13 protein-coding genes are annotated in these 13235 nt (G+C 55.1%); 11 read left to right on the forward strand and 2 right to left on the reverse strand.

Annotated features, from left to right (window positions below):
• Positions 1 to 166 precede the first annotated feature (166 nt).
• From yddG to C3708_RS01625, 3 genes are all read left to right on the forward strand, one after another.
• A complete protein-coding gene (yddG, locus tag C3708_RS01615; RefSeq protein WP_095282065.1) occupies positions 167 to 1045 on the forward strand; it encodes an aromatic amino acid DMT transporter YddG in 879 nt (292 codons plus the stop codon).
• A gap of 609 nt (positions 1046 to 1654) precedes the next feature.
• Positions 1655 to 2734 carry a porin OmpC gene (ompC, locus tag C3708_RS01620; protein ID WP_095282066.1) on the forward strand — a complete coding sequence of 360 codons (1080 nt, stop codon included), beginning with the start codon at positions 1655 to 1657 and terminating at the stop codon, positions 2732 to 2734.
• A gap of 80 nt (positions 2735 to 2814) precedes the next feature.
• Positions 2815 to 3255 carry a GFA family protein gene (locus tag C3708_RS01625; RefSeq protein ID WP_095282067.1) on the forward strand — a complete coding sequence of 147 codons (441 nt, stop codon included), beginning with the start codon at positions 2815 to 2817 and terminating at the stop codon, positions 3253 to 3255.
• Here C3708_RS01625 and C3708_RS01630 read toward each other — a convergent pair.
• Positions 3245 to 4183 carry a LysR substrate-binding domain-containing protein gene (locus C3708_RS01630; protein WP_095282068.1) on the reverse strand — a complete coding sequence of 313 codons (939 nt, stop codon included), beginning with the start codon at positions 4181 to 4183 and terminating at the stop codon, positions 3245 to 3247. The genes C3708_RS01625 and C3708_RS01630 overlap by 11 nt on opposite strands.
• A 171-nt stretch (positions 4184 to 4354) precedes the next feature.
• On the opposite strand from C3708_RS01630, the gene C3708_RS01635 reads away from it, so the two are divergent.
• From C3708_RS01635 to C3708_RS01665, 7 genes are read left to right on the forward strand one after another with little or no spacing between them, the layout of a single operon-like run.
• Positions 4355 to 5305, forward strand: coding sequence for a branched-chain amino acid ABC transporter permease (locus tag C3708_RS01635; protein WP_103948939.1), 951 nt, complete (start codon positions 4355 to 4357; stop codon positions 5303 to 5305).
• A gap of 8 nt (positions 5306 to 5313) precedes the next feature.
• On the forward strand, positions 5314 to 6420 hold the full coding sequence (locus C3708_RS01640) for a branched-chain amino acid ABC transporter permease (protein WP_103948938.1): 1107 nt from the start codon (positions 5314 to 5316) through the stop codon (positions 6418 to 6420).
• A complete protein-coding gene (locus C3708_RS01645; RefSeq protein ID WP_095282071.1) occupies positions 6417 to 7184 on the forward strand; it encodes an ABC transporter ATP-binding protein in 768 nt (255 codons plus the stop codon). The genes C3708_RS01640 and C3708_RS01645 overlap by 4 nt, the downstream gene beginning before the upstream one ends.
• Positions 7177 to 7896 (forward strand): ABC transporter ATP-binding protein, encoded by a 720-nt coding sequence (locus C3708_RS01650; protein WP_103948937.1) that lies wholly within the window; start codon positions 7177 to 7179, stop codon positions 7894 to 7896. The genes C3708_RS01645 and C3708_RS01650 overlap by 8 nt, the downstream gene beginning before the upstream one ends.
• A 28-nt stretch (positions 7897 to 7924) precedes the next feature.
• Complete coding sequence (locus C3708_RS01655) at positions 7925 to 9082, forward strand: branched-chain amino acid ABC transporter substrate-binding protein (protein WP_103948936.1); 1158 nt, start codon at positions 7925 to 7927, stop codon at positions 9080 to 9082.
• A gap of 17 nt (positions 9083 to 9099) precedes the next feature.
• Positions 9100 to 9582 carry an L-2-amino-thiazoline-4-carboxylic acid hydrolase gene (locus tag C3708_RS01660; RefSeq protein ID WP_095282074.1) on the forward strand — a complete coding sequence of 161 codons (483 nt, stop codon included), beginning with the start codon at positions 9100 to 9102 and terminating at the stop codon, positions 9580 to 9582.
• Positions 9579 to 10805 carry a Zn-dependent hydrolase gene (locus C3708_RS01665; RefSeq protein ID WP_103948935.1) on the forward strand — a complete coding sequence of 409 codons (1227 nt, stop codon included), beginning with the start codon at positions 9579 to 9581 and terminating at the stop codon, positions 10803 to 10805. The genes C3708_RS01660 and C3708_RS01665 overlap by 4 nt, the downstream gene beginning before the upstream one ends.
• Before the next feature lie 81 nt (positions 10806 to 10886).
• Here the strand turns inward: C3708_RS01665 and C3708_RS01670 are convergent, their stop codons facing one another.
• Positions 10887 to 12374: an MFS transporter gene (locus C3708_RS01670; protein WP_103948934.1), complete on the reverse strand. Its 1488-nt coding sequence runs from the start codon at positions 12372 to 12374 to the stop codon at positions 10887 to 10889.
• Positions 12375 to 12489: 115 nt separating this feature from the next.
• Here C3708_RS01670 and C3708_RS01675 point away from each other — a divergent pair, with 115 nt between their 5' ends.
• A complete protein-coding gene (locus tag C3708_RS01675; protein ID WP_103948933.1) occupies positions 12490 to 13065 on the forward strand; it encodes a TetR family transcriptional regulator in 576 nt (191 codons plus the stop codon).
• Positions 13066 to 13235 lie beyond the last annotated feature (170 nt).

Consider the following 13235-nt stretch of genomic DNA (forward strand, 5'->3'; position numbering starts at 1 on the left):
TGATTTTTTTGCGTCAAATCAATGTCCACGATCTTCGCCCCCTTAATAGTCCTCCCTGGCGGCTTTGCTTAATCCTTTGGGGTTAACCGTTTGTAGTTTGATTCGCGAAAGCGCCTGAAAGAGTGCTATAAAATTGCCCCTGGATTGAGATGCCTGTGGGAAAGTAATGGACAGAAAAAGAGCAACATTGATTGGCCTCGCGGCGATTGTGCTGTGGAGCACGATGGTAGGATTAATTCGCGGTGTGAGCGAAGGACTGGGGCCTGTCGGTGGTGCGGCAATGATCTACACTCTCAGCGGTTTACTCTGTTTAATCACCGTTGGATTTCCGGATATCAGACGCTTCTCAACGCGCTATCTTATTGCGGGCAGCGTCCTGTTTGTGAGCTACGAAATATGCCTGGCGCTTTCGCTCGGATATGCCAGCACCCGCCATCAGGCGATTGAAGTGGGGATGGTGAATTATCTCTGGCCGAGTCTGACGATTGTGTTCGCCATTTTGTTTAATGGTCAAAAATCGAACCTGTGGATTATCCCTGGCTTACTGATCGCCCTGCTCGGTGTTTGCTGGGTATTAGGCGGTGAGAATGGTCTGCATCTTGCTGAAATAACCGCCAATATTATCTCTAATCCGCTGAGCTATGGACTGGCATTTGCCGGGGCCTTTATCTGGGCGGCTTACTGCACGGTGACCAGTAAATATGCCAAAGGACAGAACGGTATTACGCTGTTCGTTTTGCTGACTGCGCTGTCGCTGTGGATGAAATATCTGTTCAGCGATCAACCGGAAATGGTCTTCAGCGTACCGGTGGTCATTAAACTGGTGATGTGCGGAATTGCGCTCGGTTTCGGCTACGCTTCGTGGAATATCGGCATTTTGCACGGAAATGTCTCCGTGCTGGCCACAGTCTCTTATTTCACCCCGGTACTGTCTGCCGCCCTGGCCGCCGTTCTGCTGAACGCCCCGCTCTCCTTTGCCTTCTGGCAAGGGGCGTTGATGGTGTGCGCAGGGTCGTTACTGTGCTGGTATGCCACCCGAAAATAAACCCGATTCAGGGGGAAATACCCCCTGTTATTCATCCTGCATAAATAAAATGTGATCCGACATCAGATATTCTATTTTTTACATCGTGTTTACATTTAAATTCTGTTTATATTGTGCCCTTCGTAACTTCTTCTTACATTCTGATTGACATAAACTGACAACTCATCGGGACTAATTACGCTCTAATAATCCCTGCCGATATAGCCATCGCCACAATAGTTTATGTGTAAATATTTCAGCATTTCTGTCCTGAATCAGCGCGGAATCTGGCTAACTATTTGATTTTGCGTTTTAGAAGCAAGAATTCAATCGGATATACTTGATAATCACCCACAATAATAAAAACCCAATCAAACTATATGAAGAGTAATTATAAAATTAAGTAAATACTCAATATTCGAATAACAATTAATCAATCCTGCCAAATATCGGCCATTTTATTGGACGCACGTCACACTAATTGAAATTATCAGCAATAACTTGAAACTTATTATTGAAATGAGACTACAAGATTCTTAAAAATAGCATGCCATTGACGAACGACCTCGTTTAGAAATCGTTTATTAATGGCTCAGGAAATGCCCAAAGAAAATTATAAGGATTATTAAAATGAAACTTAAATTAGTTGCAGTGGCAGTGACTACCCTGTTGGCAGCAGGCGCGGTAAACGCGGCTGAGATTTATAACAAAGACGGTAACAAGCTGGATCTGTACGGTAAAGTAACAGGTCTGCACTATTTCTCTGATGACGCTGGCAACGACGGCGACAAAACTTACGTGCGTCTGGGCTTCAAAGGTGAAACTCAGATCAACGACCAGATGACCGGCTACGGTCAGTGGGAATATGAGTTCAAAGGCAACAACGACGAATCCAACGGCGACAAAGGCAACAAAACCCGTCTGGCGTTCGCGGGCCTGAAATTCAACGAATTTGGTTCTTTCGACTACGGTCGTAACTACGGTGTTGCTTACGACATCGGCGCATGGACCGACGTTCTGCCAGAATACGGCGGAGACACCTGGACTCAGACTGACGGCTTCATGACTGGCCGTACTACCGGTGTTGCAACTTACCGTAACGCAGACTTCTTCGGTCTGGTTGATGGTCTGAACTTTGCAGCACAGTACCAGGGTAAAAACGACGACCGTGATATCACCACCGCGAACGGCGATGGCTGGGGTCTGTCTTCTACCTATGAAATGGACGGTTTCGGCGTGGGTGCTACCTATGCGAAATCTGACCGTACTGACAACCAGGTTCGTGCAGCAGCGCTGAACGACCTGAACGCAGGCGGCGAAAACGCAGAAGTTTGGGCTGCTGGCCTGAAATATGACGCGAACAACATCTACCTGGCAACTACCTACTCTGAAACCCGCAACATGACCAACTTCGGTAAAGGTTACATTGCGAACAAAACTCAGAACTTCGAAGCGGTTGCACAGTACCAGTTCGACTTCGGTCTGCGTCCTTCCGTCGCTTACCTGCAGTCCAAAGGTAAAGACATCAATTCTTACGGCGACCAGGATCTGGTGAAATACATTGAAGTGGGTACCGTTTACTACTTCAACAAAAACATGTCCACCTACGTTGACTACAAAATCAACCTGGTTGATGACAATGCCTTCACCAAAGCTGCTGGTGTAAGCACCGACAACATCGTTGCACTGGGTCTGACCTACCAGTTCTAAGATTTTGTCAGTTAAAAAGGCCAGCCCTTCGCGGCTGGCTTTTTTTATCGCAGTCACCTGGCGTGATAAAGGAGTACGCCATGCACCTCTATACCGGACGCTGCTTGTGTGGGATGAGCCAGTTTAGCGTCAACATCGATGCGCTCGATGTGTATGCCTGCCACTGTACCAACTGCCAGAAATGGTCGGGCGGAATTGCCATGTATCTGGAAACTCAGGGTGAACCTACCGTTGAGCAAGGTTCGATCGCCCCTTCGCACTTTTCCTCTTCTTCGCGCGGAGAGCGCTGGTTCTGTCCCGGATGCGGTTGTCCACTCTGGTTCGAGTTAACCCCCGCCGGACGTTATTTTGTCCCCTGGACGCTGCTGGATCTCAGCGAAGATGAACGTCGTCGACTGGTGCTGGCCGCCGAGATTTATACCGAAACACAGCCGGCTTTCTGGCGACTCACAGGACAATACGCCCGATTCAGCGGGACCGAGATCGAAGCGCTGGATAAAAGCTGCTCATTCACAACGTAGCGCTACCCGCCGCGCGCCTGAGCCATGCCTGCAACAACTTGCCATCCTCGGTCATATCCGAATCCTGACGGACGCACAGATAATAGTCGCGCCCGTCATCGATGGGCGCATCGAAGATTTTCACCAGCTCGCCGCTCTCCAGATAGGGCGCGATAAGCGGCTCGCGCATCAGCGCGCAGCCCAGTCCGGCCTGCACGCCCGCCAGCGTCAGCAATCCATCTTCAAACAGCGGGCCGCTCTTGCGCGGTGGACGTTTCACGCCCTGCTGGATAAACCACTGCTGCCAGGTGGTGCGCTCTTCGTCGTGTAAGAGCGGCATTTGCAGCAGCTGTTCCGGCGTATCCAGAAGCCCGTGAACGCGCAGAAACGCCCGGCTGCATACCGGCACCATCTGCCCGGAAATCAGTTTTTCGCTCTGATATCCCGCCCACTGACCGTTGCCAAATCTAATCGACATATCCGACGCATCGCTAAGATAGTTACGATGGTTGGCGTACACCACGTTGATTTCCGTTTGCGGGTTGGCGCGCATAAACGCGGGCAAACGTGGAATAAACCAGCCCATGCCGAACAGCGGGATCAGGCTTATCGTCACCTGCCGCGTCTGTGCCTGTTCTACCAGATGCTCCGTCGCCTGACGCAGGACGTTAAAGGCCGCGCGGATTGAGCGGTAATAGTCACGCCCCTGCTGGCTCAAAATCAGCCTGCGCCCCTGGCGCTCGGTGAGCGGCATTTGCAAATAGCCTTCCAGCACTTTGAGCTGATGGCTGACAGCAGACGGTGAAATCGCCATTTCCTGTGCCGCCTGCGTCACGCTTCCCAGCCGGGCGATCGCTTCGAAGGCGCGCACGGCCCGCAGGGGTGGATCGTTCGCCAGACGGCTTTCTGCATAGGCAGGCAGCGCATGTGATTGTTCTGTTTTATTCATATGTTGATTTCAGTGGCGTCATTTCGCTCAGATGATGTTTTGCTATTTTGTTTAAAATCATCGTGATAAATCAATCTCGAAATATCATAAGAAATAATATATGCGTATTTTACAATTTAATTCAATTATCGGATGTTACCCGCTGAAAGAGCAATCTGTTGGGTAACCACGTTGGACACACTGATACAACAACTGATCAATGGCGTGATGCTGGGCAGCATCTACGCGCTGATCGCGCTGGGCTATACGATGGTGTATGGCATTTTGCGCATTATTAACTTTGCCCACGGCGATATTCTCATGGTCGGCGCGCTTACCACGCTGTCGGCCCTCAACGCGCTCAACGGTTTTTTCCCGCACATGCCGCAGCTGTTGCAGCTCGGTTTTGCGCTGGTTATTGCGATGGCCGTCTGCGCCCTGCTGGCAATGGCGGTAGAACGCTTCGCCTATCGTCGCCTGCGCAACGCCCCGCGTCTGGCACCGCTGATCTCCGGGATCGGCGTGTCGGTTTTACTGCAAACCGTGGCGATGATCATCTGGTCCCGCAACCCGCTGATGTTTCCGCAAATCCTGCCGATGGACGCCATTGCTGTCACCGCCGGCAGCGCTGACCATCCTCCGGCCATTATCACCGTGACGGGTATCGTCACCGTGTCGCTGGCGCTGATAGTGATGACAGGACTGTGGCTGCTGGTGGAATACACCCGATTAGGTCGTGGAATGCGCGCGGTGGCCGAAAACCCACGCGTCGCGACGCTGATGGGCGTCAATCCCAACGCCATTATCACGCTCACATTTGCCATTGGCGGTATTTTTGCCGCGCTCGCGGGGGTGATGATGGCCAGCAACTACGGCAACGCCAGTTTCTCTATGGGCTTTCTGCCCGGCATTAAAGCCTTTACCGCCGCTGTTTTAGGCGGCATCGGCAATATTCGCGGGGCAATGATCGGCGGGATTTTGCTTGGGATCATTGAAGCGCTGGGCGCGGGGTATCTGGGTGAGCTGACGAACGGCGTGTTCGGGAGTAACTACCAGGACGTCTTCGCGTTCATCGTGCTGATTCTGGTACTGGTGTTCCGTCCGGCAGGTTTGCTGGGTGAACGCGTGGCGCACAGGGCGTAAGGGATACTATGACAACCACATCACTACAGGCTCCTGTTTCTACGCGCCGCTTCTGGCCCGGTATGACGCTATTCGTTATCGCCCTGCTGATTGCGCCGATAGTCGCCAGCCAACTCGGCGGCAACTACTGGGTGCGCGTCATCGATTTCGCACTGCTGTACATCATGCTGGCACTGGGGCTGAACATCGTCGTCGGTTATACCGGCCTGCTGGATATGGGCTTTATCGCCTTCTACGCCGTCGGCGCGTATCTGGCGGCGCTGCTGGCTTCACCGCATCTGCAGGAGGTCTTCCCGATCCTCAGCGTCTGGTTCCCGGACGGGCTGCACACCTCGTATCTGCTGATTATTCCGCTTGCGGCGCTGGTCGCGGCGGTGTGCGGCATTATCCTCGGCGCACCGACGCTAAAACTGCGCGGCGACTATCTGGCAATCGTCACCCTCGGTTTCGGGGAGATCATCCGCATTCTGATGCGCAACCTCGACCGCCCGGTAAACATCACCAACGGCGCAAAAGGCATTACTGGCGTCGATACCCTCAATCTGTTTGGCCTGAAATTTAGCGGCGTGTATCACTGGTTTGGCATGAAGGTCCCGGCCCTGTGGCTGTGGTACTACCTGCTGATGCTGGTGATCGTGCTGATCATTTTCGTCTGTCTGCGCCTGCAACACTCGCGCATTGGCCGGGCGTGGCACGCGATTCGTGAAGATGAAGACGTGGCTCGCGCGATGGGCATCAATATACGCAACTACAAACTGCTGGCCTTTGCGATGGGAGCTTCCTTTGGCGGCGTGGCGGGCGCGTTATTCGGCGCTTTCCAGGGCTTCGTTTCACCGGAATCCTTCACGTTACAGGAATCGATTGCGGTGCTGGCAATGGTGGTGCTCGGCGGAATGGGCCACATCCCAGGGGTGATCCTCGGCGCGGTACTGCTAACCGCCCTGCCAGAAATCCTGCGCAGCCAGGCGGCACCTGTTCAGCAAGCGCTGTTTGGCACTGTGCTGATCGACCCGGAAATTCTGCGCCAGCTGTTCTACGGACTGGCCCTGGTACTGGTGATGCTCCTGCGCCCCGCCGGGATCTGGCCGGTACACCACAAGGAGGTCAACGCATGAGCCTGTTAACCGTGCGCAATATGTCTAAACGCTTTGGCGGTCTGACCGCCGTTGACGATGTTTCGCTCTCGATCAACAAAGGTGAAATCTACGGTCTGATCGGCCCGAACGGCGCAGGCAAAACCACCTGCTTTAACCTGATAACCGGCCTCTACCCGGCGGACAGCGGCGAGTTTTCGATTGCCGATAAGCCCTATTTCCCGAAGCAGATCGACAAAGTCACTGCTGCTGGCATCGCCCGCACCTTCCAGAATGTGCGTCTGTTTAATGAGATGTCGGTGCTGGAAAACGTGATGGTAGGCCGCCACGTGCGCACCCGCAACGGACTCTGGGCAGCATTATCTCGCCATAAACGCGCCCGCGCGGAAGAGGCGCAAACTCGCGAACTGGCCTGGCACTGGCTAGAGTACACCGGCATTGCCAAATTTGCTCACTATCGCGCCTGCGACCTGGCTTACGGCCATCAGCGTCGGCTGGAAATCGCCCGCGCGCTGGCGACCGACCCGCTGCTGTTAGCACTCGACGAACCGGCTGCAGGCATGAATGCCGCCGAGAAAAATGCGCTCGGTGAATTGCTCACACGTATTCGCGATGACGGCAAAACGCTGCTGATGATTGAACATGACGTCAAACTGGTGATGGGCATTTGCGATCGCCTGACAGTCCTGGATTACGGTAAAACGCTGGCGGTCGGCACGCCCGACACCGTTCGACGTGACCCGGCGGTAATCGCCGCCTGGCTGGGAGGCAACGTCCATGTCTGAATTACTCAAAGTCGATCGTCTGGACGTGCATTACGGCGGCATTCAGGCGGTGCGCGATGTCTCGTTTACCCTGCATGAAGGCGAACAGGCAACGCTAATCGGCGCTAACGGCGCGGGCAAAAGCTCCACCGTACGCGCCATCACCGGGCTGGAAAACTTCGGCGGAAATATCCAATTTAACGGTCAACCGGTGCGCAAACGCAAAGCCGAAGCTTTACTGCGCGACGGGCTGGTGATGGTCCCGGAAGGTCGCGGCATCTTCGCCCGCATGACGGTGCTGGAGAATTTACAGATGGGGGCCTGGCTTCGGCGTGACACTGTCACCATTAAAAGCGAAATGGACGAGATTTTCGACCGCTTCCCGCGCCTCGGCGAACGTCAGCATCAGCTCGCCGGGCTGCTTTCCGGCGGCGAACAACAGCTGCTGGCGCTAAACCGCGCCCTGCTCAGCCGCCCGCGTCTGCTGATACTCGACGAGCCATCGATGGGACTGGCCCCGAAAATGGTTGAGAACATTTTTCAGGTGATTAAAGGGCTGCGCGAACGCGGCGTGGCCCTGCTGCTGATCGAACAAAACGCCCGGCTGGCACTGGAAGTCACGGACCAGGCCTGGGTGATGGACAGCGGCAGCATCGTGCATCACGGCGAATCAAAAGCGCTGCTCGATGACGACCAAATTGCACAGATTTATTTGGGCGAAATGCCCGTTTAACACACCAACCAACACCAGGGAAATTATAATGAAAACCTTAAAAATCAGTGCGCTCAGAGCCGCGTTTCTGCTCAGTGGTTTTGCCTCATCCGCCTCATGGGCTGCGGACAGTGAAACGGTAATTATCGGCCTGGCAGGCCCGCTCACCGGCCCTTCTGCGCGAATCGGCAAAGATCTGGAGAACGGCGCACAGCTGGCGATCGACGACATCAACAAACAACACCCGACCATCGGCGGCAAAGCAGTGACGTTCAAACTGCAGTCCGAAGATGATCAGTCCGATCCGCGCACCGCCGTGGCCGTAGCTCAGCGTCTGGTCGACAGCGGTGTGGCTGGCGTGGTCGGCCACTGGAACACCGGGACCAGCATTCCTGCGGCGCGTGTTTATCACGATGCCGGGATCGCCCAGGTCGCGCCCGTCGCCACCGGTCACGCGTACACCAAACAGGGCTTTGACACCAGTTTCCGCGTGATGGGCCACGACGATGACGGCGGCCAGTTCGCGGGCGAGTATGCGGTGAAAACGCTGAAAGCCAAACGCATCGCCGTGATCGACGACCGTACCGCTTTCGGGCAGGGTCTGGCAGATGAATTTATCAAATCGCTGGAAGCTCAGGGCGTGAAAATCGTCGACCGCCAGTACGTTGACGACAAAACTGTCGACTTTAGCGCCGTACTAACCGCCATTCGCAGCAAAAACGCCGATCTGGTGTTCTTCGGCGGCGTGGACAGCCAGGCCGCTCCACTGGCGCGTCGTATCAAACAACTGAATATGAACGCCACGCTGATGGGCGCGGGCGGCTTCGTCAGTCAAACATTCCTGCAGCTGGCGCAGAAAGAAGGTGAAGGCGTTGTCGCGCTGGAACCGGGTCTGCCGGTTGATCAAATGCCGGGCGGAAAAGCGTTCGAGCAGGCGTATCAGTCCCGCTACCACACCCATATCGAACTGCACGCGCCGTTCGCCTATGACGCCACCCGCGTGCTGGTCGCGGCGATGGAAAAAGCGAACTCCGTCGATCCGTCCGAGTATCTGCCCGCCCTGCGCGCCATCAGTTATTCCGGCGTCACCGGTCAGGTAGCCTTTGACGATCAGGGCAACCTGAAATCCCCGTCCTTTACCGTCTATAAAGTTGTCGACGGGAAATGGCAGCCGCAAACCGTTCTGGGCGGCGCAAAAACGAAGTAACGCAGTGAGGCAATGTGATGAGTGATAACAATGAGCTGGGCATTCTCGCCCGCCGAAAAATAGAAGCAGAAATTATTAAACCCATTTACGAGATCCTGGTGCGCGAGATAGGGAAAACCCGCGCCCAGGCGGTGATTGGTGAAGCTATCGAACAGGCGGCGATTGACGCCGGGGCGCATTTTGCCCGTCAGGAGCCGAACGGCGCGGATGTGAAGAGCTTTATCGCCCTGCAATATCTCTGGGAAAAAGACAACGCGCTGGACGTAAAAGTGATCGACGCCGACGACCAGCAGTACAACTACAACGTGACGCGCTGTCGCTACGCTGAGATGTATCACGAGATGGGATTGGGCGAGATTGGCCACTTACTGTCGTGCGCACGCGATGAAAAGTTCATCGTCGGCTACGCGCCGGACGTCGAACTGACGCGCACCACCACCATCATGCAGGGCGGAAAATGCTGTGATTTCCGTTATCACACCAAAAAGGACAAAGCATGATTCGTATCGATGCCCCGCGTCTGTGGTCCACGCTTTCGATGATGGCGCAGATCGGCGGCACGCCCGCCGGTGGTGTAACGCGTCTGGCCCTCAGTGAAGAGGATCGGATCGCGCGCAATCTGCTGCGCGACTGGGCGCTGGAAGCAGGTTTCACCTGTGACGTCGACAGCATGGGCAATATGTTTATCCGCCGCGCCGGGAAACACCGCGCCCTGCCGCCGGTGATGACCGGATCGCACGTTGACTCTCAGCCGCTCGGCGGAAATTACGACGGGATCTACGGCGTGCTGACCGGGCTGGAAGTGTTGCGCACGCTCAACGACAACAGCGTTGAAACCGAGCGTGATATCGTGCTGGTAAACTGGACCAATGAAGAAGGCGCACGCTTCGCGCCTGCGATGCTGGCCTCCGGTGTCTGGTCCGGGCAGTTTAGCGAAGAGTACGCCCTCGCGCGCGCCGATAACGCAGGAGTTACGGTAGGTGAAGCGCTGGATGCCATCGGCTATCGCGGCACCCTGCCTGCGCGCGCATTTCCCGTTCACGCCTGCTACGAACTGCATATCGAGCAAGGCCCGATTCTGGAAGATGAGGCTATCGACATCGGACTGGTTCGTGCCGCAATGGGCCAGCGTTGGTTCACCCTGACAATTGACGGTTTTGCCGCCCACGCCGGAACCACGCCGATGCACAGTCGCCGCGACGCCTTAACCGCCTTCGCCGAACTGGCGCTGATGGTGGAAGAAATTGGCTATCAGCACCAACCTGACGGACGCGCGACCATCGGCATGGCGCAAATCACACCTAATTCGCGCAACGTCGTGCCCTCGCGGGTGGTGTGCAGCGTGGAGTTTCGCCATCCGCAAAGTGAGGTGCTGGAAGCAATGGAAATCGCGCTGCGTGAGGCCGCTGAAGGGCTTTCTACGCGCGGCGTTATGGCAAACGTGGAGCGGATTTTTGATTACGCGCCGATTGTTTTTGATGATGCCTGCCTGGCACGCAGTGAAAAAGCCGTTAAAGCGCTGGGCTACTCGTCTAAGCCGATGGTTTCCGGCGCTGGCCACGACACCTGCTATATCAGCAAAATCGCCCCGGCAAGCATGATCTTTATTCCGTGCGAAAAAGGCATCAGCCACAATGAGGCAGAAAATATTCTGCCTGAGTGGTCAGAGAAAGGGGCAAATGTGCTGCTGCACAGCGTGTTGAGTGCGGCACTCGAAAAATAAGCCGGATGCGCTGCGCTTATCCGGCCTACGGGTTGGGTGCACTTTGTAGGCCTGGTAAGCGCAGCGCCACCAGGCTTTCTGTTACTTCTGCTCCACCTTCGCGAGGCTAAACCACATCCCGGTCGCCAGTATCAGCAGCATGGCACCCGCGCTGCCGAGCGCGACGCTGTGCGAGGTGATAAACGCGGTTTTGGCGGCCTCGACAGTGGCTTCTGCCAGCGCGGGCGAGAGATCCTGCGCGACTTTTACCGCTTCACCAATCGACGACGAGGCTTTATCGGCAAGCGTCGCATTCAACCCCTGCGGCAATTCGATGGACGCCGAAAAACTGCGGGTGAGTAGCAGTCCGAAAATGGCGATCCCAAGCCCAGCGCCTAATTCGTAGGACATGGTCTCGATCGCCCCTGCCGCCGCCGCTTTTTCTTTCGGTGCCGCCGCCATAATTGCAGCGGTTGAGGCCAGCAATGCGCTTGCGGCGCTGAACCCAAGCAGAACCATCAGGCTCCACGCCTGCCACTGCTGGGTGCTGAAATCGAGCATCGACAGCCCGATAAAACTCACCGCGCTCAATCCCATACCGCCCGCCGCGACCAGTCGCAATCCGAGTTTCCCCACCAGCACACCGGCAATTGGTCCGCTGAATCCGCTGGCGACCATCAGCGGCAGCATAAACATGCCCGCCTCAAACGGCGTAAAGCCGTGCACAAACTGCAGCTCCTGCGCCATCAGCAGTTCGAATCCGACCAGGGCGATCATCGCGGTCATGGCCATCACTACACCGCTCAAAATAATGCGGTGGCAGAACAGGCGCATGTCGATCATCGGCTCGCGCGCTCGCAGCTGGATGCGCACGAAGATAAACAGCAGCACTGCGCCGGTTAACAGTGTTCCCGCTACGATCGCAGGAGAAAGCGTGCCTTTGAGTGCCGTTTTGGCGCTATACACCAGCAGCAAAATCGCCACGATCAGCATCAGGGCATGAGAAATATTCAGCGTTTGCTCCGGGCGTCCCTGCTGTTTCGGTACAAAGCGCGCGGCCAGGGCGACTACCACGACAACGATCGGCACGTTGATCAAAAACACCGAACCCCAGTAGAAATGCTCCAGCAGCAAACCACCGACCAGCGGGCCAAATGCCGCCCCGCCTGAGCCCACAGCGGCCCAAACGCCTAATGCGATATTGCGGTGTCGCGCCTCGACAAACAGCGTGCGAATGCCCGCCAGCGTCGCCGGGATGATCATCGCCGCGCCAATCGCCAGCGACGCGCGTGCGGCAATCAGCCAGGCAGCGGACGGCGCAAAGGCTGCGGCCAGGGACGACAGACCAAACAGTAAACTGCCGAGCATCAGCAGCTTTTTAAAGCCAATGCGATCCCCGAGCGCACCCATCGGCAGCACCATACCCGCCATCACCAGCGAGTAAATATCAATAATCCACAGCAATTCGTTACCGCTGGCACCGAGCGTCATACTCAGCGTCGGTGCGGCGACATGCAGTACCGTTGCGTCAATCGCGACTGGGATATAGACCAGCACGATAATCACTAACGCTAACCACCTTTGAAACATAAATTTCCCTTTCACCTTAATCTGGACACGCGTCCAGAATGCGATCCTACGGAAAGTTGAACGCGTGTCCAGCTTTTTGTTACACTCGTTGCATCGTCATTAAGAGTGAACAGAAATGAGCTATTTGAGCAAGGACGAACGGCGGGAAGATATCCTGCAGGCTGCAATGCGCGTCGCATTAAGCGAAGGTTTTAACACCATGACGGTCCGCCGCATTGCCAGCGAGGCTGGAGTCGCGACCGGGCAGGTGCATCACCATTTTGCCAGCGCCGGTGAGCTTAAATCACTGGCTTTCGTACGTCTGATTCGTGATTTACTCGATGCAGAAGTGGTGGGCGAAAATGCAGACTGGCGACAGAGCCTGCATGCGATCCTCGGCAGCGATGACGGCGCGTTTGAGCCTTACATTCGTCTGTGGCGTGAAGCGCAAATTTTGGCAAGTCGCGATCCTGACATTAAAAGTGCCTATATCCTGACGATGGAAATGTGGCATCTGGAAACCGTCTCCATCATTAACGCAGGTGTAGCGGCCAAGGCATTTACCCTCTCCGATCGCGCAGAAAATATTGCCTGGAGATTGATTGGTTTAGTCTGCGGACTTGATGGTATCTACGTGTTAAATATGCCAGAAATGGATGATGCTGCGTTTAATAAACATCTTGATAAATTAATCTCACTGGAATTGTTTTAATACTCCTTACTGAGTATTTAAAAACGATTTTTTTACAATTAGTAACACATAAAGCGAATCATATTCCCCCTCTCAAACTCAGGGATTCGCTTTCTTATCTATCCTTTCAGAAGCATCTGAAAAATTCCAAAAATCTTAATCGCATAACGTCAGCCATCTGACTGTTTTCA

The organism is Lelliottia sp. 7254-16 (genome assembly GCF_002922995.1).
GTDB lineage: Bacteria > Pseudomonadota > Gammaproteobacteria > Enterobacterales > Enterobacteriaceae > Enterobacter > Enterobacter jeotgali.